At 38.5% G+C, this 25,406-nt stretch carries 25 protein-coding genes and 4 pseudogenes; 7 read left to right on the top strand and 22 right to left on the bottom strand.

The window, feature by feature from the left end; all coding sequences use genetic code 11:
- Positions 1-47: 47 nt before the first annotated feature.
- The 13 genes from DY109_RS01620 to DY109_RS11260 all read right to left on the bottom strand — a co-directional run bounded on the left by DY109_RS01620 (position 48) and on the right by DY109_RS11260 (position 11,226).
- On the bottom strand, positions 48-1,301 hold the full coding sequence (locus DY109_RS01620; RefSeq protein ID WP_023946848.1) for a patatin-like phospholipase family protein: 1,254 nt from the start codon (positions 1,299-1,301) through the stop codon (positions 48-50).
- The gene (locus tag DY109_RS01625) at positions 1,301-1,777 is read right to left on the bottom strand and encodes a phosphatidylglycerophosphatase A family protein (RefSeq protein ID WP_023946849.1); all 477 of its coding nucleotides are present in this window, start codon (positions 1,775-1,777) and stop codon (positions 1,301-1,303) included. The genes DY109_RS01620 and DY109_RS01625 overlap by 1 nt, the downstream gene beginning before the upstream one ends.
- A complete protein-coding gene (locus DY109_RS01630; RefSeq protein WP_023946850.1) occupies positions 1,774-3,027 on the bottom strand; it encodes a glucose-6-phosphate isomerase in 1,254 nt (417 codons plus the stop codon). Before DY109_RS01630 ends, DY109_RS01625 begins: the two co-directional genes overlap by 4 nt.
- A 20-nt stretch (positions 3,028-3,047) precedes the next feature.
- Complete coding sequence (gene gap, locus DY109_RS01635) at positions 3,048-4,028, bottom strand: type I glyceraldehyde-3-phosphate dehydrogenase (protein WP_023946851.1); 981 nt, start codon at positions 4,026-4,028, stop codon at positions 3,048-3,050.
- A complete protein-coding gene (locus DY109_RS01640) occupies positions 4,025-5,797 on the bottom strand; it encodes a glucosyltransferase domain-containing protein (protein ID WP_023946852.1) in 1,773 nt (590 codons plus the stop codon). The genes gap and DY109_RS01640 overlap by 4 nt, the downstream gene beginning before the upstream one ends.
- Entirely contained in the window at positions 5,797-6,951 is a 1,155-nt protein-coding gene (locus DY109_RS01645) for a glycosyltransferase family 2 protein (RefSeq protein WP_023946853.1), read from the bottom strand. Before DY109_RS01645 ends, DY109_RS01640 begins: the two co-directional genes overlap by 1 nt.
- Before the next feature lie 97 nt (positions 6,952-7,048).
- A complete protein-coding gene (gene accA, locus DY109_RS01650) occupies positions 7,049-7,978 on the bottom strand; it encodes an acetyl-CoA carboxylase carboxyl transferase subunit alpha (RefSeq protein ID WP_023946854.1) in 930 nt (309 codons plus the stop codon).
- Positions 7,979-7,998: 20 nt separating this feature from the next.
- Positions 7,999-9,237: a beta-ketoacyl-ACP synthase II gene (locus tag DY109_RS01655; RefSeq protein WP_023946855.1), complete on the bottom strand. Its 1,239-nt coding sequence runs from the start codon at positions 9,235-9,237 to the stop codon at positions 7,999-8,001.
- 64 nt (positions 9,238-9,301) lie between these two features.
- A complete protein-coding gene (acpP, locus tag DY109_RS01660) occupies positions 9,302-9,535 on the bottom strand; it encodes an acyl carrier protein (RefSeq protein ID WP_023946856.1) in 234 nt (77 codons plus the stop codon).
- Positions 9,536-9,626: 91 nt separating this feature from the next.
- Complete coding sequence (fabG, locus tag DY109_RS01665) at positions 9,627-10,370, bottom strand: 3-oxoacyl-ACP reductase FabG (protein ID WP_023946857.1); 744 nt, start codon at positions 10,368-10,370, stop codon at positions 9,627-9,629.
- A gap of 106 nt (positions 10,371-10,476) precedes the next feature.
- A complete protein-coding gene (locus tag DY109_RS01670; protein ID WP_115737735.1) occupies positions 10,477-10,971 on the bottom strand; it encodes an FkbM family methyltransferase in 495 nt (164 codons plus the stop codon).
- Positions 10,950-11,075, bottom strand: coding sequence for a hypothetical protein (locus DY109_RS12285; protein WP_258399792.1), 126 nt, complete (start codon positions 11,073-11,075; stop codon positions 10,950-10,952). The genes DY109_RS01670 and DY109_RS12285 overlap by 22 nt, the downstream gene beginning before the upstream one ends.
- Complete coding sequence (locus DY109_RS11260) at positions 11,056-11,226, bottom strand: hypothetical protein (RefSeq protein WP_023946859.1); 171 nt, start codon at positions 11,224-11,226, stop codon at positions 11,056-11,058. Before DY109_RS11260 ends, DY109_RS12285 begins: the two co-directional genes overlap by 20 nt.
- Before the next feature lie 197 nt (positions 11,227-11,423).
- Here DY109_RS11260 and DY109_RS11760 point away from each other — a divergent pair, with 197 nt between their 5' ends.
- The 7 genes from DY109_RS11760 (at position 11,424) to mnmE (ending at position 17,779) form a co-directional block, all read left to right on the top strand.
- Entirely contained in the window at positions 11,424-12,122 is a 699-nt protein-coding gene (locus DY109_RS11760; protein ID WP_023946860.1) for a methylated-DNA--[protein]-cysteine S-methyltransferase, read from the top strand.
- A 672-nt stretch (positions 12,123-12,794) separates the two neighbouring features.
- Positions 12,795-12,929: a 50S ribosomal protein L34 gene (gene rpmH / locus DY109_RS01680; RefSeq protein ID WP_023946862.1), complete on the top strand. Its 135-nt coding sequence runs from the start codon at positions 12,795-12,797 to the stop codon at positions 12,927-12,929.
- A gap of 21 nt (positions 12,930-12,950) precedes the next feature.
- Positions 12,951-13,307, top strand: coding sequence for a ribonuclease P protein component (rnpA, locus tag DY109_RS01685; RefSeq protein WP_051404608.1), 357 nt, complete (start codon positions 12,951-12,953; stop codon positions 13,305-13,307).
- Positions 13,308-13,366: 59 nt separating this feature from the next.
- The gene (gene yidD, locus DY109_RS01690) at positions 13,367-13,744 is read left to right on the top strand and encodes a membrane protein insertion efficiency factor YidD (protein ID WP_158413013.1); all 378 of its coding nucleotides are present in this window, start codon (positions 13,367-13,369) and stop codon (positions 13,742-13,744) included.
- 9 nt (positions 13,745-13,753) lie between these two features.
- Complete coding sequence (gene yidC / locus DY109_RS01695) at positions 13,754-15,481, top strand: membrane protein insertase YidC (protein ID WP_023946865.1); 1,728 nt, start codon at positions 13,754-13,756, stop codon at positions 15,479-15,481.
- A gap of 8 nt (positions 15,482-15,489) precedes the next feature.
- Positions 15,490-16,431 carry a Jag N-terminal domain-containing protein gene (locus tag DY109_RS11265; protein ID WP_023946866.1) on the top strand — a complete coding sequence of 314 codons (942 nt, stop codon included), beginning with the start codon at positions 15,490-15,492 and terminating at the stop codon, positions 16,429-16,431.
- The gene (gene mnmE, locus DY109_RS01705) at positions 16,394-17,779 is read left to right on the top strand and encodes a tRNA uridine-5-carboxymethylaminomethyl(34) synthesis GTPase MnmE (protein WP_081714858.1); all 1,386 of its coding nucleotides are present in this window, start codon (positions 16,394-16,396) and stop codon (positions 17,777-17,779) included. Before DY109_RS11265 ends, mnmE begins: the two co-directional genes overlap by 38 nt.
- Here mnmE and DY109_RS01710 read toward each other — a convergent pair.
- The 9 genes and pseudogenes from DY109_RS01710 to DY109_RS11785 form a co-directional block, all read right to left on the bottom strand.
- Positions 17,754-18,173, bottom strand: coding sequence for a glycosyltransferase (locus DY109_RS01710; protein WP_244916626.1), 420 nt, complete (start codon positions 18,171-18,173; stop codon positions 17,754-17,756). The genes mnmE and DY109_RS01710 overlap by 26 nt on opposite strands.
- Positions 18,174-18,199: 26 nt before the next feature.
- Positions 18,200-19,450 (bottom strand): glycosyltransferase, encoded by a 1,251-nt coding sequence (locus DY109_RS11765; protein ID WP_115737737.1) that lies wholly within the window; start codon positions 19,448-19,450, stop codon positions 18,200-18,202.
- Positions 19,451-19,609: 159 nt separating this feature from the next.
- Complete coding sequence (locus DY109_RS01720) at positions 19,610-20,443, bottom strand: glycosyltransferase family 2 protein (RefSeq protein WP_115737738.1); 834 nt, start codon at positions 20,441-20,443, stop codon at positions 19,610-19,612.
- 1,041 nt (positions 20,444-21,484) lie between these two features.
- Positions 21,485-21,850: pseudogene (locus tag DY109_RS12470) on the bottom strand (glycosyltransferase family 2 protein); the annotation flags it as partial.
- 146 nt (positions 21,851-21,996) lie between these two features.
- A pseudogene (locus tag DY109_RS01730) lies at positions 21,997-22,311 on the bottom strand (glycosyltransferase family 2 protein); the annotation flags it as partial.
- 164 nt (positions 22,312-22,475) lie between these two features.
- Positions 22,476-23,754 (bottom strand): annotated as a pseudogene (locus DY109_RS01735) (RNA-guided endonuclease InsQ/TnpB family protein).
- A pseudogene (locus DY109_RS01740) lies at positions 23,738-24,370 on the bottom strand (IS607 family transposase). Before DY109_RS01740 ends, DY109_RS01735 begins: the two co-directional pseudogenes overlap by 17 nt.
- A gap of 231 nt (positions 24,371-24,601) precedes the next feature.
- Positions 24,602-24,901 (bottom strand): NAD(P)-dependent oxidoreductase, encoded by a 300-nt coding sequence (locus DY109_RS11780; protein ID WP_023947191.1) that lies wholly within the window; start codon positions 24,899-24,901, stop codon positions 24,602-24,604.
- The gene (locus tag DY109_RS11785) at positions 24,888-25,235 is read right to left on the bottom strand and encodes a Rossmann-fold NAD(P)-binding domain-containing protein (RefSeq protein WP_023947193.1); all 348 of its coding nucleotides are present in this window, start codon (positions 25,233-25,235) and stop codon (positions 24,888-24,890) included. Before DY109_RS11785 ends, DY109_RS11780 begins: the two co-directional genes overlap by 14 nt.
- Positions 25,236-25,406 lie beyond the last annotated feature (171 nt).

A 25,406-nucleotide genomic window follows, 5' to 3' on the forward strand; every position in this document is an offset into this window, starting at 1 on the left:
ATGAAAATTTTTTGCGTGGCAATCCATAAAAATCTACTTTTTGATTTTTAGATTCTAGAATCTAACAACACACTCAACAACGCCTGCAATGTCTCTTCCAATCGCTCCAAATCAAGCATCGCCACATCAGGCTTATAAGACAAAAGATCTTGTTTGATATGATTAATTTGGCTTGATTGCTGCAGTGTCGCAGCTTTTTGAAGCACATCTTGCAAATCCCAAATGCTTGTATGGCTAAAGCCAAAAGATTCCATATATTGCTCAATAAGCAAAAATAAAATATCCTGCCAATGTGCTTTTTGAGATTTGGTTTGCGCAAGGCTTAAGAGTTTATCGCAAAATGGCGTAAGTGATTTGACTTTTGATAAGATTCCCGTGCTTGCAATCTGGGTATTTATCATCACACTTAAATTTGTCGGCGCACTATTTGCAGTAAGCTCTTGGGCGAGCATAAAGCGCAAAAAAGCATTTACTTTTTGGCGCAATGGCTCAAGCAAGGATTCTGGTGAATGATAAAAAGTAAAACTCCTGCCTTGATATTTACCAAAAGCGCGCATTGTGTCAAGATAGCCAAGCTGTATATTGTGCTTGATAGAATCTTGCGTAAAATCAAGCATTGTGCCAAGATTCATAGAAGGCTTGATATGCGTTACAAGCGGGTTTATGTCATATTTTGTTTGAAACTCTGGATTGAGCGAAATAGCAATCACCTCACTTGCTCCCATTTTGAATGCCAAATCAATAGGTAAATTATCATAATACCCGCCATCAATATAGCTTTTGCCATCAATCTCATATATCGGAAAAGCCGGAAAACACGATGCAGAGGCGAGAATCCATTTGGGTAGGTAGCCTTTTTTGATGTGCTGTTTTGTGATTTCACGGGGCGTGAGTGAAGGCACTTCCAAGCACACAAGCCCAAAATCAATGCGAGAATCTTGTAGCCTCTGCCAATCAAGATATTTTTCAAGGATATGCTGAAGCGGTGCGGTATCCATACCTTTATTGTGTGCGTAGGATTTGAGAAAAGGAATGATTTTTTGCGTATTTTCAAAATAATAATCAATCTTTGAAGTCCAATTTAAGCCATTATTTAAAACAGAATCTATATCAATGTGCTGCCATAGGGTTTTGAGCTGTGAGAAATCACCCTGCGTAATGATAGCACCATTAAGCGCGCCGATACTCACGCCAACAACCATATCAAACTCGACTCCAAGCTCACATAATGCCTGATATGCTCCAACTTGATATGCTCCTTTTGAGCCTCCTCCACCCAAAACAAGCGCGCGCTTTGTCATCACAGAATCCACAAATTAGGCGATAGATCAAAATACGCAAAGATTTTGAGAAGCAAAAGTGTCGCAATCCCGCCCAAAAATCCAGCCAAAACATCATCAAGCACGACACCCAAACCGCCCTTAACTTGCCTATCAATCCGCCCAATAACAGAAGGTTTCCAAATATCAAAAATCCTAAAAAACACAAACGCGCCAATCACACCAATAATGCTTAGCCCAGCTATTGCCATTGCTATCCAAACCCCCACAAGCTCATCAATCACAATCCATTTTTCATCATGCGTTTGAGAGGATTTCTCAAAAATATCAATCTCGCGTATCGCAATCACTCCAAGCAAGCACGCAAGCAAAAAAAGCGTATGCACCGAATAATATAAAAGTGGCAACCCCAAAAAAACAGATACCAAACTTCCTATTGTTCCGGGAGCTTTGGGGCATTTTCCGCTATATAAAACGCTTAGAAATAAAATCCTCAAAACATTTCTCGCAATCGTTTTTTGCCAAATTCTACGCCGGGCTGATCGTAGGTATTAATCCCAAATACAGCTCCCGCACACGAAGTAAGTAGCTCAAAATACATAATCAACGCCCCAACACTTGCCTCATCTAAAGACTCAAGTGTGATTAAATCCGTAGGAATGCCCTCAGCCTTTAGCGTCTCCATTGTGGCTTTTTGCTGGAGATTGAGTAATGTAAGAAAACTTGTAGCATTCACAAAATCGCTAGATTCTAGATATGGAAGCGAAATATTAGGAATTTTTGGCTCTAAGAAGCATTGCTGATTGATTGTTAGAAATGTTACGCTTTTATTCATCACGCCTTGCACGATAAGCTGCAAAGATGAATGCTGATCGATACTTCCTATCAAAGCTAATGGCGTGAGTCCGACTTTTTGGTTATGCGCATTAAGCTTGCCTAAGCTCTCCGCCCAAAGCTGCACATACCAAAGATTAAAATCCCTAAACACGCTTGAATACGAAAATAGCACATTAATTGGCAATGTTTGATAATTTTTGGCTAAGAAAAATGCTTTGTGTAAGAGGTGATCGTGCTTCCTTGCAAAAAAACCTTCGACAAATGCTTTTGCGCCATTAAGTATGCGTTGCGTATCAAATCCAAGAATCATCAATGGCAAAATCCCAACAGAGCTCAAAACCGAAAATCGCCCGCCGACATTTTTGTCGATACATATCACAGGAATATTTTTTGATTTGGCAAGATGAAAAAGTGGCGAATCCTCATCGGTAATACAAGCAAGATGAGAGGCATTAATATCAAAAAGCGAGAATCTAGCGACAATATATTTAAACAAAGATGAAGTCTCAATGGTTGTGCCTGATTTAGAAATCACAATAAAAAGCGTTTCTTTGATATTGAGTGTATCAAGGACTTTGTGCGAATGCACTGGATCTGTATGCTCTAAGAATTGCAAATGAATATTTTTGCGATTTGGAAGATGAGAGAGTGCAGAATCTATAGCCCTTAGCCCAAGCGAGCTTCCGCCAATGCCTACGATAATGAGATTTTTAATCTCCAAAAACGCTGGATTCTGCGCCAAAAGCAAAGCAGAATCTTTGATAGCCCTATCCTCAAAGGGCAGATGATAATAGCCACTTTTGCGCTCATCTCTTTCGTGTGTAATAGCCTCAAAGACAGAATCTAAATCGCTTTTGTCTGGATAGATAAAAGATGATTGTGTATCAAAACAAGATGTGAATTTCAACATATAACGCTCCAAACCTCAAATCAATGTGTGAGCGCATATACACTCATATCAACAAGCCTGTGGCTATACCCCATTTCATTGTCATACCACGCAAGCACTTTCAAAAATTTATCGCCAACCATTGAGGTTTTGTCCGGAAGGATAATCGCGCTATATGATGAGCCGACAAAATCAATCGAGACGCATTTATCCTCATCGACATAAAAAATATTTGGCTCTTTTTTTGCCATTGCCCTAAATAGCTCATTGACTTCTTCTTTTGTCGTGCTTTTTGAAAGATTTACACTTAAATCCACGAGACTGACATCTGGCGTTGGGACGCGCATAGCATAGCCATTGAGTTTGCCTTGAAGCTCTGGTATCACAAGTGAGACTGCTTTTGCTGCGCCTGTGCTTGTAGGGATCATACTTAGTGTTGCTGCTCTTGCTCTTCGTATATCTTTATGCCGAGAATCAAGCAGATTCTGATCGTTGGTGTAGCTATGGATTGTCGTCATAAGAGCACTTTCAATGCCAAATTTTTGGTGGATTACTTGCGCGATTGGTGCAAGGCAGTTTGTCGTGCAAGAAGCATTTGAGATAACAGATTCTCCTTTGTATTGCAAGTGATTGACGCCATAGACAAAGGTTGGCGTATCATCAGCTGGAGCTGATATGATGACTTTTTTGATGTTATTTTTGAGATGCAAAGATGCTTTCTCGATCGCATTAAATTTGCCCGTGCATTCGATCACGCCAACTGCTTCACCAAAATCAAGGGCTTGAATATCTCGATTGCTAATGATTTTGACTTTTTTTGACTTGCCGATACATAAAGTCGTCTCATCGACTTTGGCTACATTATATTTTCTATGCACAGAATCATATTTCAGCAAATGCAAAAGTGTATCAATATCTGCTGTTGTATTCATTGAAACAAGCTCTATATCATCGCGCTCTCCGATGATCCTAGCCGCACAAAGCCCTATGCGACCCGTCCCATTAATAGCTACTTTTATCATTGTGCTTCCTCTTCTTGATTTGTGTTGCGTTCAGTTTGCTGCTTTAGCATTTCTTCGTTAAATTTATGGACATATTTTTCCTTACCCTTAAATGTAATAACCGTGCAATATGGATACACTTCAATGCTATGAAAAATATTATCGATATGTTTTTGGAGCGTGCCGGCAGTCTCTTTATTACACTTTGGATTCTCGGCAAGCTTTTCAAAATCTTCAGAATCTACGATAATAATAGGCTGCTCCTCTGGCACATCACCCCAACCATAATGCTTCATCGCTGTGCGCACCCAATATTTGCCATCAGTAATCGTTACAAGCCTTTTCATCAAAGGATTATGCTTTGAGGAGTTCTCCAGCACCGGCGAAGCTGTAACCCAACCTCGGATTCTAAAAATATAATCTTTATAATTTTTCTGCTTTGGCATTACATTCACAAGGTCATTAAGCAGAATCGTAAATCTAAAGTTTTGAAATTTGTCTTGTTGTGCGAGCGCATTTCCATAAGCGTTTGCAAACACAATAAGCGACCAAGTCAAAGCACCCGCGACAACTGCGCTTGAGATATAAAACAATCGCGAAGGAAGCGCCCTGTGGATAAGGTTGTTTGAATTTGTTCGTTGCTGATCTTCTTGCTTATACGCCCAGCCGCGCCACGCACTCACGATATAAATCGCCATCGCAGCAGTAAAAACACCAATGCCGATAAAAGCTCTTGGACGCGTAAGTGGAAGAGAAAGCACAAGATAAGTCCCATACGAAAACACAATCCCAATCACAAGCACACAAAGCGCAAGAATCAATGATAAGCCTTTATTGATTTTGGATTGATACACCGCGCTAATAAGAAACAAAGCCACCAACAGCACAAAACAAATCTTAATACCCGTCCAATCAAAGTCATTCCACAAAAAGCCAAGATACATTTGGATATTGTGTAGCACGCCATTAAGCATTTCGCTTGGAGGAAAGGTTTGTGTGCCTGCTTGTGAGTGAGCAAATTGGTGCATAATAAATGTGCGGAAAAAGAGCAATGCAAGCAGATAATTACATGCTGAAACGCCCATAAAAATAAGCGTTTTTTTGATGCCGGCATTTGTTTGATTAAACATCAAGAATCCAAAAAATAACACTAAGATAATTTCTATCCCGCTACTTGCTTGATAAGTCATACACATTCCAAGAGAGCAAAGGAATGAAACAGGAATATATGCGCGCACATGATGGATAAACACAAAAGGAATAACACTAAACAAAACCGAAAGTGCCATATATGGAGAATCGTATTTGAAAGAAAGCTCTTCTAAAAAATACGGAGAAAGCCCGATAGGAATTGATGCGATAATTCCTAGAGCTGTGAGACGCTTTTTGTTTGGAATCTCGTTTGATTCCCACTGAGAATCTTCGTTTTTCCATATCACTTCACGAATGCTCCACACAAGAATAATCGAAGCAAAACTCAAAAATGTGATCGCGACAAGCTGTGTGAGCGGCGAAATGTCAGCAAGGATTGTATCCATATGCATAAAATTTGACAAAAACCAGCTGATATATCGAGAAAAGTTATCCCATTCCTTGTAGCCGATAATTGAGCGATTGAGATCATCAATATAATACACATCTGCGCGAATAAGGCTCAAAATCCCCAAAGCATACAGCCCAAATGCGATGAGAAAATATTTCCAAAATCCTTGCGTATGAAAAAAAGCCCAGCACGCGACTTTAAACTCTTTCCACGCGCTTGCAAAAAAATTAAGACTTGATGACTTCATTATGACTCCTTATTCTTTTTGGATTTTGTAGTTTTTTTGGATTCTGTGGTTTTAGATTCTGCTATGTTTGCGGATTTTGCGGTGCGTAGAGATTTTGCGGTTTGTGTAGATTCTGTGTTTTGGCAATCTTTTCTTTCAAGCGTATCCAAAATAAAATGCGGGCGCATTTTGACTTGCTCATAGATTCTAGCGATGTATTCACCGATGATACCTAGCAAAATAAGCTGGATTCCGCCAATAAAAGAAATGATAACAATAAGGCTTGGGTAGCCCGGCACAGGATTGCCATACAAAATCGTATCAACAATGCGATAGATTCCATACACCACAGCAAATAAACTAATAAAAAACCCAAACACAAACGCGATACGCAAAGGCATTGTGCTAAAGCTTACAATCCCCTCAATCGCGTATTTAAAGAGCTTCCAAAAACTCCAGCTTGAGGATTCTTTGAAATGTGGTATATACTCATACTCCAAACACTGCCGCTTAAACCCAACCCATGCAAACATTGCCTTTGAGAATCGATGATATTCAGGCATTTTCAAAAGCGCATTTACCACTTCTCTATCCATAAGCCTAAAATCCCGCACTCCAGATTCTATCTTGACCTCTGAAATCCAATTAGAAACCTTATAAAACAACTCACTCAAAAACGCTCGTATCTTGCTCTCACCCGCTCGCGTCGTGCGTCTAGCATAGATTATTTTTGTTTGTCGTTTGGATTTAAGCCAAATCTCTACCATTTGCGGAATGAGACTTGGCGGATCTTGCAAATCCGCATCAAGCAAAATCACACCCTCGCCTCTTGCCTGCTGCAACCCCGCCAAAATCGCCGCCTCTTTGCCAAAATTGCGCGAAAACGAAAACACACGAATCGTATAATCAGGATTTGTATCTTTGGCATTCATATCCATAAGGATTTGCAATGTTTTATCCTTGCTGCCGTCATTGACAAAGATAAATTCATAAGGTTGAAAATGTGTATCTTGTGGCGCGATAAGCTGTGTGTTGTCTCTCAACAATGGCTTAATGGATTCCATTGTTTTGGTGATTTCTTGCATAAATTTTGGAAGCGATATTTCTTCGTTATAGCATGGAACAACAATAGAAATACCCACGCATGATTGATGATGAGATTCTTGTTTATTCATTGTTTTGCCTTGATTGAATAAAATTAAGTTTCGATTCTAGTGCGCAGAATTAAATCAGGATTAAATAAAGCAATAATATAAATAAGATGTAGTCGCATTATTCTTTAAATGCCCCATAATTCATAATTTTTTTGTATCGCTTCTCAAGATAGTCTTTGTCTTGAGAGATTTCATCAAGGCTTTTTAAAAAATATTCTTTAATCGCAAGTGCGGCTTGCTCTTTGTCTCTGTGCGCTCCTCGCGGTGGCTCGGGGATTATATCATCGATAAGCTGTGCTTTTTTAAGTTCATTTGGGGTGATTTTCATCGCTTTTGTCGCGGATTCTATCTTTGAAGGATCATTCCACAAAATAGCAGCACAACCCTCTGGAGAAATCACACTAAAAATAGAGTATTGCATCATCGCTAATTTATCAGCCACCGCAATGGCTAAAGCTCCACCACTTCCACCCTCACCTATCACAACAGCAATAGTAGGCGTCTTTAAAGCGGCAAATTCTTGTAAATTTTTGGCTATGGCTTCGCTCTGCCCGCGCTCCTCAGCACCAATCCCAGGATATGCACCAGAAGTATCGACAAACATCAAAATCGGAATCTTGAATTTTTCGGCAAGTTTTGCAGCCTTGAGTGCTTTTCTGTATCCTTCAGGATTTGGCATACCAAAATTCCGCATAATTTTATTTTTGGTGCCTCTGCCCTTTTCTTCGCCTATGACCAAAACAGGATAATCATCGATTTTGCCAATCATACACACAATAGCCTTATCATCGCTAAAATGCCTATCTCCACAAATCTCATACATATCTTTGAGCAACAACTCAATATAATCAAGCGCATACGGGCGATCGGGGTGTCTTGCTAATTGAAGCTTTTGATAATCGCTCATATTGCTATATACTTTATGCAACTCTTTTTCGTATTCTTTTTCTAAGATTTTTTTGGCAGCCATATCACCACGGATATTTGCCATTTCTATATCATCTTGAATACTTTTAAGCTGCTTTTCAAAGTCTAGATATGTCGCCATTTTGACTTTCCAAAAAATACTTAAACTCTTTTAAAGATAATAACACCATTTGTCCCACCAAAACCAAAGGAATTACTCATAACCGCTTCAACTTTGGCTTCTCGCGCAACATTAGGTATATAGTCTAAATCACATTCTGGATCTTTGTTTTCTTGATTGATTGTTGGTGGTAAGATTCCGCGATTCATCGCCATGATAGAAATAACCGCCTCAATGACACCTGCTGCGCCTAGACAATGCCCGATCTGCCCTTTTGTAGAGCTTACAGGAGGAACCTTATCTTTGCCACCAAATACATTACGTAAAGCGATCGTCTCAAACAAATCATTATACGCTGTGCTTGTGCCATGCGCATTGATATAGTCGATTTTTACATTTGCCATTTCAAGTGCGGCTTTCATCGCACGATACGCACCTTCTCCTTCTGGAGCTGGCGTTGTCATATGATTTGCATCGCCACTCTCACCAAACCCTGCAACTTCAGCATATATCTTTGCTCCCCTTGCTTTGGCTGCTTCATACTCCTCAAGGATCAAAGCACCCGCGCCCTCGCCCATTACAAATCCATTTCTGTCTTTGTCAAATGGTCGTGAAGCTTTTTGCGGATCGTCATTTCTATCACTTAGTGCTTTCATCGCCGCAAATCCACCAATGCCAACCGGACAAATTGTAGATTCTGAGCCAATCACAAGCATTTTGTCAGCACAGCCAAGCATAATCGTCTTAGACGCCTCAATAATCGCATGAACGCCCGCGGCACAAGCTGTTACGCTCGCTAGATTTGGTCCTTTGATACCAAATTCGATAGAAGTAAATCCACCTAACATATTAATAAGTGCTGAAGGTATGAAAAATGGGGTAATCCTACGTGGCCCTTTTTCAAAACATGTTATAGAATTTTTCTCGATATTGATAAGCCCGCCAATACCCGCCGCAGAGCTCACCCCAAAGCGATTAGCGATACTTTCATCACATTTGCCATCTTGATTTAAAAGCCCGCTATCAAGCATCGCTTCTTTTGAAGCTTTTAAACCAAGCTGTATGAATCGATCAGCCTTTTTTACATCTTTTGGGCTCAATACCTCTTCGGGATCAAAGTTTGGGATTTCCGCAGCGATTTGGACTGGAAAGTCTGTCGCATCAAAACAAGTGATCTTTTTGACACCACATTCTCCATTGATGATAGCCTCAAAAGAATCACTTTTATTTAGTCCCAATGCATTGACCATACCAATACCCGTAACAACTACTCTACGCATAATTCTCCTTAGCTATACCCTAAAGTCTTAGGGCAAGATTGTTTAATCGTTTGAAATGATTTGATTATTTTTTGTGAGTTTCGATAAAAGTAACCACATCGCTTACTTTTTGGATTTTGCTTGCTTCCTCATCTGGAATATCTACATTGAATTTTTCTTCCAACGCCATAATAAGCTCAACAACATCTAAAGAATCTGCGTTTAAATCCTTAATAAATTCTGCCTCTGGTGTAACGAGATTTGCATCTACACTCAACTCTTCCGCAATGATTTGTTTAACTTCATCAAATAAAGCCATTTTTTACTCCTTAGAAATTTTAATAATCCGCTATTTTAACAAATATTTTATTTAAAACAATATAAAAAGAAAAAATTTGTGTGAAATAACCTTACATATATAATCCACCATTGACTTTCAAAACCTCTCCTGTGATGTAGCTTGCGCTATCGCTTAGCAAAAACGCCACCGCTTCTGCCACTTCATGCGCTTGACCAAAACGAGCGAGGGGAATGGTTTTTTTGTAGTTTTCTTTGATTTCATCACTCAAAGAATCCGTCATATCTGTTTGGATAAATCCGGGCGTAACGCAATTAAACCGCACATTCCGAGAAGCCCCCTCATACGCGAAACTTTTACTCATCGCAATCATTCCACCCTTGCTTGCTGCATAATTTGTCTGCCCTGCATTACCTCTCTCACCGATGATTGAAGCGATATTGACAATCGATCCAAATCTCTGCTTACTCATAAGCTTTAACCCCTCACGACAGCCAATAAAGCATGATTTAAGGTTTGCGTCAATGACTTGCATAAAATCCTCTGTTTTCATTCGCAAAGCAAGTTTATCATTTGTGATTCCGGCATTATTGACAAGATAGCTTAGCTCTCCATCACTTTGGGTGATAAGCTTTAGCCCTTCGATAAATGCTTCCTCATCGGTCGCATCAAACCCAACCACAGCCGCTTTATGCCCGTTAGATTCTATCTCAGCTTTAAGCGCGTCTGCTATTTCTGGCTTAGAGCGATAATTAATCCAAACTTTGAGCCCATAGGCTGCAAGCACCCTTGCTATCTCTGCTCCGATACTTCTTGAAGCTCCGGTGATTAAGACATTTTTTCCACTAAATTTCATATTTTCTCCTATTTTTCTTTGAGATGTTGAGATAAAACAAAATAGTAGCAAAAATATAAAAATAACGCACTTATCGCTTTAATCCTTGAAACAAAGATAGATGTCGCTATCTTTTTGCGTAGAACTCATCACAGCCAAGGCGAAAGATTTTCTTATAGCCCTTGGATTTGAGAAATTTTGGAATCACAAAATCTTTATAATTGTTTTCAATGCCAAGCAGCCCAATATCAAAGTTTTCAAAATCAAGCGATTCTAAAATCTTCATCTCGCCGCCCTCCACATCAATAGACATATAGTCGATGCGCCTGATGTGCGGGTGATTTCGCATAAGTGTAGAAAAGCGCATGCTCTGCATTTCTATAATCTCATAGCTCCCGCCAAACTCCGCTATCTCGTGCTCTATGCGCTCTAGGTGCCGCGGGTCATACTCATCTAAAATACCGCTTAGCATTTGCGCGTAGCCTTGGATTTGGAGGAATTTGATTGTTTTGTCTTGGTTAAAAAGTGCGATATTGTAGTATGAGACTTTGGGATTTTGGCGATTTTTTTGTAAGCTAGCAAAGACTTTAGAATCTGCTTCTATGAGTATGCCCCCCCCCAAACACCATCTAGTGCGTAAGTATTACTTAAGCTCACTCCATCATTTGCCCCAATATCGACAAAAAACAAATCGCTTGGCTTTGCGTTACGATAATAAAACAGCACAAAGAGATCCTGCCCAATATTGTGAATAGCTTTTTAGATTCTTGTTTGCTTCGCGCCAGCGCGCAAACTCACGCTCTAGTTTTTTTACATGTATCTTACTTAGAAAATTAAGTTTTTCTTTGAGTTTTAATGCTTTATTTGCTATTGCCATACGCTCTCCTTTGCCTTCTGCGTTGTTTTTGTTTTTATAGCTTCATTACAAATCAAAATTCTAATTCTTTTAGCTTAAAAATCCTTAAAACCCCAAAATACACAATCAAATACATCAAAAATAAACTTCAAAAGTATATACTTGTATGTTTTAGGACCTGATAAAAGGATCTCCAAGCAAAGCCAAAAGGAACAATAATGTCAAATGCGTATCCAAATTTATATCATTGTATATACCACTCGCCTTTGGGGGCGATGTATATGCACTCTTGTGGCAAGGCTTTGCGTGCGCTGTATTTTGAGAGACAAAAATACCATCAAACCTACGAGAATCCAGAATCTAAAGAGCTTCAAGCCAATGATTTGGAGATTTTTACACAGACGAAACTTTGGCTTGATCGCTACTTTAGCGGGCAGATTCCAGATTTTGTGCCAAAACTTGCGCCAAATGGTAGCGACTTTGCCAAACAGGTATGGAGGATTTTGCAAGGCATTTCATATGGCATGATTATGACTTATGGAGAGATCGCAAAGATTCTCGCAAAAAATCGCGCGCAAACACAAGCAATGATAGATTCAATAGATTTGGCAGAATCCAAACCTTTGGAATCTAGCGCATTAGATTCTAGTTTTTTAACATCAAACCTTGCAGAATCTAGCACGCAAACTTTTGCATTAGAATCCAACGCACCTATTAAGCTTCCCAAAATGTCCGCTCAAGCTGTCGGTGACGCAGTCGGACGCAATCCTATTGCTATCATTATCCCTTGCCACCGCGTAATGGGTGCAAACGCTAATCTCACGGGCTATGCGGGCGGAATAGATAAAAAAATAAAACTCTTAGAGCTAGAGGGCGCGGATACAAAGCGATTCAAAATGCCAAAAATACGCGGTTGATAATCGCAGAATCTACTTTTAGAATCTAGATTCTAATTTGTATAGATTTCAAATTTTAGCTTTTTGGTAAATTTTGCGGATTGCTTCGGCTTACTTAATTAGCGACACACGAAAAGTAGCGACTCACTCGTTCGCCTTGCAAAACCCCAAAATTTATCCAAAAATCTAGAATTTTTTACACGCTCTTTTTATTCCCATAGAATCTAGATTCAAAAAGTGGATTTTATGGATTGCCACGCAAAATTTGAAAATTTTGCTCACAATGACGGAGCAGGTTTGTCATTGTAAGGACGATAGGACGAAGCAATCCAGTCAAAATGGATTGCCACAGCCCTAAATAGCTTTGCAATGACGACAAAATTAGAATCTAGATTCTAATTTGTATAGATTCTAAATTCTAGCTTTTAAGCGATTTGAGCTACGAGATTTGTTTTTTGCTTCGTCAATGAACTACATGTTCTATTTCCTCGCTCAAAACTTCACAATCTATCAAGCCCTTGCAAGCCCTTGCAAACTCATCTTAAAATCTAGAATTTTTTAATGCTTTCTTGTGTTTGCATAGATTCTAGATTCTGCTTTATTCCAAAATAATTCCAAAAAGCAATAACCTTGCTAAACTTTAAGCCAAAATGTATTAAAATCAAAGTTTGATTTTGAGAAAAAGGTATAAATATGAAAAGAACTTATCAACCTCACAATACACCAAAAAAGCGCACTCATGGCTTCAGAGTGAGAATGAAAACAAAAAATGGCAGACGCGTCATTAATGCACGAAGAGCAAAAGGAAGAAAAAGACTTTCAGTTTAGTGTTGAGTTGATTGAATGGATATGTTAAAAACAAAAGCAGAGTTTGATTTTATATACAAAAAAGGTTTTTATCGGCATTCAAAAGAGTTTGTGTTGTATGTGTATAGGGACAAAATACTAGATTCTACATCAAAGCTCGGTCTGAAGCTCGGTCTTAGCGTTTCCAAAAAAGTCGGCAATGCTGTGAAGCGCAATCTTATCAAACGCAGAATCAAAGCCTTGTTTCAAGAGTTTGAAAAAACACTCTCGCTCATTGGGTGTAGGATCGTGTTTGTAGCCAAAGAGGGCGTATATTTGCTTAGCTTTCAGGATTTGCGAAAAAATATTTTAGATTGCCTTAGTTTTGTGCTCCATAAATTAGGCGGACAAAAGATATAAAGCATCACAAGCATAGACAAAGTAAAATGGTAAAGTAGTAAAGTATAGATATGACACAAATGGCAAAAATATCAAAAGCAGCTCGGCTCTATAATCGTGCTATCGCTTTTTTGCGGTATGTGGTGATTGTAGCGTTGCGAGGGTATAAGCTATTGCTTTCGCCATTATTGCCACAAAGTTGTCGGCTTTACCCGAATTGCTCGCATTATGCGCAATTAGTCGCGAAGTATCAGAATCCATTTTTTGCGCCATTTCAGGTTTGTTATAGACTTTTGCTCTGCCAGCCTTTTTGCAAAAAATACATTCATTATCCTATTGTCAAACTCAAGCTCAAAGCGACTTTTAGTTGCCCGCAAAAAGTTACAATATGGTTTGTCCCTATTTCTAAAAAATTTTTTTATACCAAAGATTGGGTTATGGTTATCCCAAGCTTATAGGAGGATAGTATGAACAAAAACGATATGAATTCACGGGTTTTAATGGCGGTTTTAATCTCATTTGTTTTTATTGTTATTTATAGCTATTTTATCCCTGATACGCACAAACAGCAGCCAGCTCAAACACAGAATCCACAATCTCAAAGCGCGCAAAATCCCGCTACTCAAGCCAATCCACAAGCGCAAGATTCTGCTTCTGCCACCCCGCAAATCTCTCCTGCTTCACAATTTGCCACTTCACAAACCTCATCTACGCCGTCATTACCACAATCAAGACACATTATCTCAAAAGTCATATCTGATGATTTGGAAGTTGAGATTGATGAGCTTGGCAGAATCTCGCAAGTCTATCTCAAAGACAAAAAATTCACCGCACCAAAGCAAGAAGGTATTTTTACGCATTTAGGCAGACTTTTTGGGCTTAATAAACAAAGTGCCAAACCCCTAGAAAAACTCCCGCTTCTCTCGCCTAATGCAGTGTTTCCACTAGAGATGAGATTCCAAGATTTTGCCCTCAATCAAGAAGCCACAACCACACCTTATAGTGCTTCAACCTCACAAATTGCGATTGATAAAGACTTCAAGGATTCTAAAACATTAATCCTCACCCAAAAGCTCAAATCCCTAACAATCACCAAAACATTGACATTCTACTTTGATAATACCGATCATCTCAAATATGATGTCAAAATCACACTCACACAACCGACAACCTACTTCCTCTCTAGCGGGCAACGACCAATCGCTGATGACGATGGATACGCATTTCATGGCGTGGTGCTCAAAGAAAATGGCTTAGATGGCACGATTGAAAAAATAGAAGATAAAGATGCCAAAAATACAGCCCAGCATTTTACTCAAGTGCCATTTATAGCGGCTTCAGATAGGTATTTTACGACTTTATTATTTACCCGCGATGTGCGCGGAATGAATGTGCAAGTGCTTGCTGAAGTAGGCACGCAAAATCCAATCCCCTACATATCGCTAGATTCTGATATGGAGCTTGAAGGCTACATAGGACCAAAAGATTATCGCGATTTGCAAAAAGTCTATGCGCCTCTTACAGATGTCGTAGAATACGGACTGATTACATTTTTTGCAAAGCCTGTGTTTGTGCTTTTGGATTGGCTGTATAGTATTTTTGGAAATTGGGGTTGGGCGATTATCGGGCTTACAATTATTGTGCGTATTATTTTGTTTCCATTGAGTTATAAGGGCATTATGAGTATGCAAAAGCTCAAAGATCTCACACCAAAAATGAAAGAAATCCAAGAGCAATACAAAGGCAATCCACAAAAGCTTCAAATGCATATGATGCAGCTCTACAAAAAACATGGCGCAAATCCGCTAGGTGGCTGTCTGCCATTATTGCTTCAGATTCCGGTATTTTTTGCGATTTATCGCGTGCTATATAATGCAGTCGAGCTCAAAAGCTCAGAGTGGATTTTTTGGATTCATGATTTGTCTGTTATGGATCCATATTTGGTTTTGCCAATCCTTATGGGATTGAGTATGTATATCCAGCAAGCCCTCACACCAAGCACTCTTGACCCGATGCAAGCTCGTATTTTTAAGCTATTACCGATTATTTTTACGATCTTTTTTATCACTTTTCCGGCAGGATTGGTGCTGTATTGGACGATTAATAATATCTTTGCAATCCTTATGCAAATTATGATTAATAAAATCATCGATAAAAGGCGAGCAGAGCAGATCGCGCAGCATCACAAAAAATAGGGGGCAATATGAAAAAAATCACTGCAAACACATTACAGGAGGCTATTACACAAGCAGCAAATGAGTTTGGTTGCTCTGTTACAGAGATTGAGTATGAGGTGATCCAATACGAATCAAAAGGCTTTCTAGGCTTTGGCAAAAAGCAAGCCATTATCATCGCAAATATGACTAATGCCACTAACACTGCTGATACTACTCTCATATCACACGCGCAAAAGCCAAACTCTTCATATCAAAGCGCACACAAAAATCCACATCAAAATCCACGCCCAAACACATATCAAGCAGCACCCCATATAAAACAATCAGAATCTAAAACACCCTCTCAAGACACATCACATCAGACAAACCAAACAAATGAGTTTTTTGATGCTTCAGAATTTATCAATCAAACTCATCAATCCTTATATCAGCCTCCATATCAATCCCTAAATCGCCCCTCAACCCAACCCCAAAATCAACATACAACTAAAGAGCACAAACTCCAAACAAAGCAAGAAGTTATCGATGAAATCACAGCACATATCAAAGAAATGTTTTCATATATGCCTTATAAAATCGACAAAATAGAAGTGAGCTTTTTTGACGCGCAAACACTTTATATATTTTTGGACGGGGCAGATTCTGCGTTGCTCATCGGTGAGCGAGGGTATCGTTATAAGGCGTTTTCATATTTGCTTTTTAATTGGATACAGCCAACTTATGGCTATAATGTGCGCTTAGAGATCGCAGAATTTCTCAAAAATCAAGAAGAAGCGATTGATTCGTATTTGGTGGGGATTATCCATGAAGTCAAACGAGAGGGCAGAGCGCAGACAAAGCCACTTGATGGAATCCTAGCGTTTATCGCACTCAAAAAATTACGCGAAGTATTTCCAGATAAATACATCTCTTTCCGCCAAAACAACCAAAATGAGCGATACATCATCATCAATGACTTTTACAGATAGTATTGTCGCTATTGCCACGCCAGTAGGACTTGGCGGAATCTGCATCGTCCGTCTAAGCGGGACAAAAAGCCTGCAAATCGCCAAGCTCATCACAAAAAAGCCAACTTTCACACCACGATATGCCACTTTAAGCTCATTGTATGATGAGGGCGCAGAAGTGTTTGATGAAGCGATTATTATTTATTATCAAGCCCCCAAAAGCTACACTTGCGAAGATGTGATTGAATTTCAATGCCATGGGGGCGATCTTATCGGGCAAAAGGTAGTTTCACTTTGCTTGCTTTATGGTGCAAGGATAGCCACGCCCGGTGAATTCACCAAAAGGGCGTTTTTGAATGGTCGTATTGATTTCTCACAGCTCAATGCAATTTCACAGATTATCCACGCCAAAGATTCGTTTTTTCAAAAAGCCCTTGCCTCACAGCTCAAAGGCGAGCTTGGGGTATTTGTGCGAGAATCTAGGGAGAGTTTATTGCAGATTCTGGCGTATTGTGAGGTGATGATTGATTACAGCGAGGAGGACATACCGCTAGATACGATAGATAGGATACGCACAAAACTCCAAGAGCTTCAGCACAAAATGCAAAAAATTTATGATTTTTCACTAATGCGCCAAAACATAAACGCCGGGTGGAATCTCTGTATCATAGGCAAACCAAATGTCGGTAAATCCTCGCTTTTGAATGCTATTTTGCTTTTTGATCGAGCGATCACATCACCAATGCCCGGAACAACCCGCGATACGATAGAAGAAGAAATCATAATCAATGGTGCAATCGTGCGCCTTATCGATACAGCCGGAATCCGAGAGAGTGATAATATAATCGAGCAAGAAGGGATCAAAAAATCCCTCCAATCTCTCAAACAAAGCAATATCGTGCTTTTTGTTCTTGATATTTCAAAACCCTTCAGTAATGAGGACGAAGAGATTTGCAGGCACATAAGCGACACGCAAAAAACGCTCATCGTGCTAAATAAAACCGACAAAGAGCATAAGCTCAACAAAGCTAAACTCAAGCACATAATACCAAAAGATACAACAATCATCGAAGTGAGTGCGCTACAAAAAGACAAAACAGCCCAAACTATCAAGCAGGCTTTAAGCAAGATTATTGATTCAACGCGCATCCAAGGAGAGATTATCCTTAGTGCATCATATCAGCTAGAATCTATGCGCCAAACACTTCAATCACTCCGCCTCGCGCAACTCAAACTCGACACCCTTGAGCTTGAACTTTTTGCCTATCATATCAAAGATGCTATCGCAAGTATCGGGCAAATCACTAAGCCTTACGCGACTTCAGAAATGCTTGATGTGATGTTTAGCTCTTTTTGTCTTGGCAAATAGAATGCAAAGTCTGTGTGTATTGTTTGAGAATTAGGCTTTTATCGTATTTTCTAAGCACAATTTGTCTTGATTGTTTGCCTATTTTTTGCCTTTGTTGCAAAGGTGTGTTTATAAAATTTTGCATAGCTTCATAGAGCGAGTGTGCATTTTTTGGCTCGCATATAAAGCCATTGAAACCATTACGCACAAGTTCTTTGCAACCGGAGGTATTGGTTGTGATGATAGGCTTACCCATACTCATCGCCTCAAGTAAGCTCATAGGCATACCCTCACGATAGCTAGGAAGCACCACACAAGAGCTTGCACGCAAATATGGACGCACATCATCGCTTTGCCCCAAATATTCTATAATTCCCTCATTATGCCATTGCTCTATTTGTGATTTAGGTATCACACTTGGATTAGCGACATTAAGATTGCCTAAAAGCCAGAATCTAATATTTGCCCCCCCCCCGAAGAAGTCGCAGTATTGGATTTCTTAATCATTCTAGCTGCTTCTACAAACTCACCAACACCCTTGTCCCAAAGCATTCGCGCTACAAGCAAAAAGATAATTTCTTTATGTTGTGGAGTCTGATTACAATTTAGATTTTGTATTGGTGGTAGCGAGACTTGAGGGCTAAAAAATGTCGTATCCACACCCTCGCTATCCAAAAGCCTAGCTTTATGTGAAGAGATATTTTTGTATTGTAAAAATTCCGCTTTATCATCAGGATTGAGAAACCACACTTGAGTTGTTTTAAAAAGTGCTACGCGATACATTCCACAAACTAATGCTCTCAAAATCCGCTTTTTCCAACCACCAGAGACAAACACATACCCAAGCCCAGTGATTACAGCAATATTTGGAAGTTTGAGTGTGTTAGCAACAAAAGAACCATAAATTGCAGGCTTAATCGTGTAATTAAATACTATTTTTGGCTTGATATTTTTAAGAGCCACATAAATTTGATATGCACTTTTGATGTCTTTCAAAGGGTTAAGCCCTTTTGAGTCAATATCAATGTGATGCAATCTAAATCCCTCTCTTTTGAGTGCTTTAGAACTGGAATCTAGCGGTGCTAAAATATGTATCTCAAAGCCATCGCGATAAAATGCCCTCATTACTTGAAGTCTAAAATTATACATTCCATAGCAGGTATTAGAGACAAAAGCAATAGCTTGGTTGGGTGGATTATTTTGTGATTGTTTAAGATTTTTAACCACGCACTGATAGCTTTGGATAATGCGCGATATACAAAATCGAGACATAGCATATGCTCTGCCATTTTTTCCCATTTGCTTGATTTGTGATAATGAAAGATTTTGTATATATTGCATAGCTTGAGACAAAGCTTGTCTATCTTTTGGTGCTATGAGGATTCCATTTTGCCCGACAAGAAAATTTTGAATCCTTTTGAAAGGCGGTGCTACACACTCCTTGCAACCAGCCACATTGGCTGTGATGATAGGCTTGCCCATACTCATTGCCTCAAGCAAGATTCTAGGCACTCCCTCTTTATAAAAGCTCGGTAACACTACACATAAGCTTTGCATAATAAATGGACGCACATCATCACTTTGCCCCAAATAAGTGATGATACCTTCTTGCTCCCATAGCTGAAGTTGCTGCTTGGAGATAGCATTTGGATTATCACAATCACTTTGCCCAAGGAGATAAAAGCCTATCATATTGCAACCTGCGCATCAAAATCTGCAATATATAAATTTGAGTAAGAGTTTGTGGGTTTATAGCTAGTATAATTGCAATAAATATATTGATTTGTATAAGTAATACGAAAAAATCTAGAATCTAAATAGAAAAAAGAAGCAAAAAGAGAGAATATATGTCTAGATTCTACCCCCCCCCCCCCGCCAACGAGTGAATTTTTCTTTTAGTAATGCAGCAATATTTACGCTAAAAATCTTAAAAAATGGCTTGAGTATCACAAAAATCGGAAATGTGCTTAGTTGATTATCCTGCCAGCTTTCAAAGCATTCTTTATTTGCACGCAAAATATTTTTCAAACTTGCGTTTGAGACACCACCTATACGCATTTTGACAAAGCATTCTTGGATATAAAGGCTTTTGAGATGATATTTTTGCAAAAACCGCAACATAAGCTCATAATCACTTGCGATTTTATATTTGAGCTTAAACCCTCCATAACGCAAAAAAAGCTCTTTTTTCGCATAAAAACTAGGGTGTGCGGGGTGAAAGCCAAGCCTAAAGGCATTTTTACTCAAAATCTTGCCATTAAGTGTGCGAATAGTTTGGAGATTTTCATTCACATACTCGACATCAGCATAAATAATTTGTATATCATGTGTAGGCTTAGCAAACCCCCACGCAACAAGTGCTATTACATTTTTGCTTGCCAAAAAATCATCGGCATTCAAAAATCCTACCACATCACCATTTGCAAGACTCAAGCCCTTATTCATCGCGTCATATAGCCCGCTATCGCGCTCGCTCACCACGCGTAAAGTAATCCCCTTGCTTTCGTATCTCAAGCGATAAAATTCTATGATCTCTAATGTAGAATCTGTGCTTTTGCCATCGATAATGATATGCTCAATAGGCGCATAACTTTGTGCCAAGACAGATTCTAGTGTGCTTGATATAGTCGTAGCGACATTAAATGTCGCAGTGATAAGTGAGATTGTGCTTGGATTCTCACGCATGGCGCATTCTCGTGCATTTTGTGTGAGAATCTATGCTGTAACGCGTAGAGTAAATATGTCTTTGATGATAGATTCTAAGGCAAAAAAGTGTTAGATCTTGAGCCTGCCAAATGTGAAAATATAAGCCAAAATTCTTATAAAGGTAAGAGAGCGATTCCAGTATTGAAGCGACAGAATACACGCACACAGATAATGCATTCCCAATACACTGCTTAATCGCGCGAAATGCGAGATTTTGGGCGATGATAGCAAGCCTTGCTCTATAAGTGGTGTAAGAGGAGCAAGAGAAAGATATAAACAAGAATGTATAGAATCCCCATATAATGCCCCCCCCCCCGCCAAAACATCGGTATTTGCATTATTTGGATTTGTATTATTTATCTTAGCGCAAGAATCTAGCACTCCAAATTCTTGCGTGTCTCTTTTTTTGTCTTGCGCGTCAAATGTAGATAATGTAGATTCTACAAAGCCCGCAGAATCTTGCTTTTTTGGCAACTTATCAAAGCGAGATTCTAAAACGATAAGTGAGGCAAGATTTGTGCTTAGTTTTTGAGCTATTTGCTTTGCATAAGGGGCATTTGGCACATCACAATGACATTGCAAAAACTCGATAATAAACCGCATATCTTGAATTTTTTTGGTTTTATTGCGTGGATTTTGCGTGGTGGATTGGGTATTTAACATATAGTGATATAGCCTGTGCGGGGTAGAGACATAGCTTTTTGCAAGATTGGCGATATAAAAAAACTTCAGCATATCTTCTGCCATAATCAATGGATAGGTGATAGATTCTAGATAGCTTATCGCCTCACGCACCAAAGACGCTTTGTAGCATTTATCCCAAATCGTAAATTTTGGAAAGTTTGAGCTTTTGAGGAAAAAATTATACGCGATTTGCTCGTTTTTCAAAGGCTTTGTGCTAAAACGCGTCGGCAAGATATAGCGGATTTTATGTAAGAGGCTTGAGAGTAGTGTTGGCGCAGAAGTGTTTGAGTGGCTTACATGATAATGCGCCTTAAAATGTACAATATCTGGGGTATTGCAAGTTTTGTGTGTATTTTGGCTATTTTTGGCAAAATATTTGACTTGCTGATACATCATCTCACACGCATTGAGATTCAGATAATCATCAGCGTCCAAAAAGGCTACATATTCCCCTTGCGCGAATTTAATCCCATATATCCTTGATGCAAAAGCACCGAGATTTTTTGGATTCTGGATAATTTTTACTCTTTTGTCTTTGCTCGCGTAATCTTTGGCGATTTGTATAGAATCATCACTTCCACAATCATCAATAATAAGAATCTCAATATCGTGTAATGTTTGATTGATACATGATTCTAAACACCGCGCGATGTAAGATTCTACATTAAAAGTCGGAATGATAAGCGAGATTTTAGGCTGCATTACCCAACTTCTTTGTATTGTCTTGCATATAGAGGTAGATTTGCCCCCCCCCCCCCGACAACAGCGGTATTTTGCAAGAAAGGATTTTTGATAAGTTCTATATCTTGTAGTGGCTCATGCAAAGCTATATGATAAATAGTTTTATACAAAATCTTACATGTGCTTAAATCCAAATAATCATCACCATCAAGTGAAAGAATATACGCACCCCTAGCTTGTTTTTCTCCTGCTGTGCGCGACCGAAAAAGCCCTAAGTTGCGTGGATTGTGAATAATTTTAATCCGAGAATCTTTTTTGGCATAATCTCTAGCTATCGCGATAGAGTCATCACTTCCGCAATCATCGATAATGAGAATCTCAATATCGTGTAATGTTTGATTAATGCACGATTCCAAGCAGCGCGCGATGTAAGATTCTACATTGAAAGTTGGAATAACGATAGAAATAAGCGGTGCGTGCATAAATCCTTAGCCTTGTATTTATTGAGTTGATTTATTTATGAAAGTTAGATTCTACTCATCTGATACTTTAAAAGAGCTAAATATGGCTGAAGTTGTCGCGAGATTTGGGTGATAATTCTACCGTTCCTACAAACCTATAAAAAACCATAAATAAATAGAAATATCTATAAATAGTTTTTCTGTTGTATTCCTGTTTCAACCTTGGCTATTTGCAATATTATTTGTCGCTAAATCATATTGCAGAGCCGTCAAGTCCGCAGGCGTAAATTCGGACAGAACTTGCCCTATTTTTTGTGGAATAAGATTGTAGAGATTTAAACTGGCATTATAATCTCTATCTATTTTTAATCCACAATTTTCACATTCATAGATTCTTTCTTTAAGTGTGAGAGTTTCTTTAATGCTTCCACATTTTGAGCAAGTCTCAGAGCTTGGATAGAATGTATCAGCCTCTATAATCTCTCTTTTGTGGTAATCGCTTTTATACTGAAGCTGTCTTTTAAACTCATAAAAGCTTACATCGCTTATTGCCTTTGCTAATCTATTATTTTTCATTAAGCCTTTAATATTGAGATTTTCAAGTCCAAAGTAAGCATAATGTTTTACTAGGCTTGAAGTGAGCTAATGTAAAAAATCATTTCTTACATTAGCGATTCTTGTGTGGAGTTTATTAAGCTTAACACTTTGCTTTAAGTAGTTATGAGACTTTTTTATGCCTTGCATTGCTTCACTCTTGGTTTTTGGGTGTTGCTTTTTGCTTAGACTTCTGCTCACTCTTCTTAAACGCCGTGTAAGCTTATTTAAGGGTTTGGGTGCTTGAATGCTTAAGCCATTAGATAAACTTGCAAAGGATTTTAAGCCAACATCTATGCCTAATCCAAGTTTTGTTTGTTTGCTATCTTTATGAGTTCTTTTAAATTCGCTTTCACTTATCTCTAAGCTAAAAGAAGCATAGAATCTATTAGCTTTTTGGGAAATAGTGCAAGAGTGAATTTTACCTTGAAATCTTAGATTCTCTCTTAACTTAACACTGCCTAGATTTGGAATCTTTAAAAATTGTTTATTGTTTTTACTTTCAAATTTAACAATATCGCCCCCTAAATAAAACGAGCCTTGATTATCTTTTTTCTTTTTAAACTTTGGATAGCTGACTTTGCCTTGCTTTAAATCTCTAAAGAATTTTTGGAATGCAAGATTTAGATTTAAAAATGGTTGTTGTGTGGCATATTTAGTTACTTCATAGACAAAAGGGAATTGTTCTTTTTTAATCGCATTAAATTCTTTTTTTAAATCTAAATGTGTTTTTTTAACACCTTGCTTATAATATTCTTGCCATTTAGAAAGCCCCCAATTATAAGCCAACCTAGAACAACCAAAGGCTTTTTTAAAATAAGTGATATGCTTATTATTTGGAATGAGTTCTATTTTATGCGAGATTGTCATTGATTACACCTTGCATATCATCAAGTAATTTTTTGTTTTTCTTGCTTCTACTTCCATAAAGCTAGCAGAAAATACAGTGATAATCTCTAAAACATCTTTGGCTAATTCTTCTTCAAACTTAATATTTTCATCGCCTTTGTTAATGATAATCACCTCTACTTCTTTAGCTTCACAAATAGCAAAGATTAATTCAGCTCCAAACTTAGCAACCTATCTTTATGCGTTAGAACAAGTCTTCTAACTTGTCCTTCAAGGATTAAATTAAAAGCTTGATTAATCCTTTTTTATAATAATTCATGCCACTGCCTAAATCCTGTATGACTTCATAATTAAACCCAGCCTTAGCACAATAAAGCTCTAAAACTTGCACCTGCCTTATTAAATCATCTTTTTGGTCAGAGCTTGACACTCTAGCATAGGCGATTGTTTTTAGATTGTCAGTGTTAAATTTGATATTTTTATTGATATTTTTTAAAGATTCTAATTTGTATCTGCGACTTCCGCCTTTTGTGATTTCATCAGGCTTTAAAAGTCCTTGCTTATCCCAATTTCGTAAGGTTTGTATGGTAACACCAAGAATCTTCGAGGCTTGTCCTATTGCAATTAATTTATTCATAGGAGCATTTTATCAAATTTTTATAATGATGGCAAGTTAAAAACTACAAATAATTAATATATATTTATAGTTTTTTATAGATTATTTTAATATGTTATTAACCCATAGATTCCACCCTTGCAATACCAAAATAGATTCTATGATTACTATGCAAAGCAAATTACATTAATAATAAACTTTATGCAAAAGAAGCTAAAAGCTAGATTATCATAAACGAGCCAAAAGCAGAATCTAAACTCCCATTATGCCGATTCTTTGCTTGTTATACAAAGGATTGCACGCTATATCAATGATAGCAATCGCATAATCAGCATAGCTTATTTTGGATTCTTTGTTGGCATTGAGCCTGAATTCCTCGCCGATGATTTGGTATCTGCCCTCTCTTGGCGCATGTGGTATAAATAAAGCTGGTGGACTGACATATACCCAATGCAGTGTTTTTTGCGTGCGCAAAAAGTCCAAAACCTCTGCCTGTGCGCTTGCTATCGCTCTGTATTCTTGCGGAAATTGCGGTAAATCAAGCAGTCGCATTGTGTGCGCATTGTTTATATACATACTTCCGACTCCACCCACGACAATGACTTGCTTCGCTTTGCGTAAGAATCGCGCTTAAATGCTGTATATGTGCTCTAAATAAACTCATCTCTTTGGCTTCTCTAAATGCATCAATCACAGCATAAAACCCTTGCAAGTCGCGTGAGTCAAGCGCAAAAATGTCTTTTTGAATAATACTAAGATGTGTATCTTGTAGTATGAGCTTTTTGGCATCTCCGACAAAAGCACTCACTTCATGCCCTCTTGCCAAAGCCTCTTTGGTAATGAGGCTTCCAGCCTTCCCGCTTGCTGCCAAAACCGCTATTTTCATCACTTCTCCTTGAGATCACCCCTAGGATTCACCTTATCAGCCTTGCCTCCATAACTCACACTATACATTACCATTACAATTCCTAATATACAAGTAAGCAAATGCCAAAATCAAAATTTTTGTGGTTTTCATCATTTTGAGATATAAGTTAAGATACAAGCAAGCAGATTT

Source organism: Helicobacter fennelliae, from assembly GCF_900451005.1.
Classification (GTDB): Bacteria; Campylobacterota; Campylobacteria; order Campylobacterales; family Helicobacteraceae; genus Helicobacter_B; species Helicobacter_B fennelliae.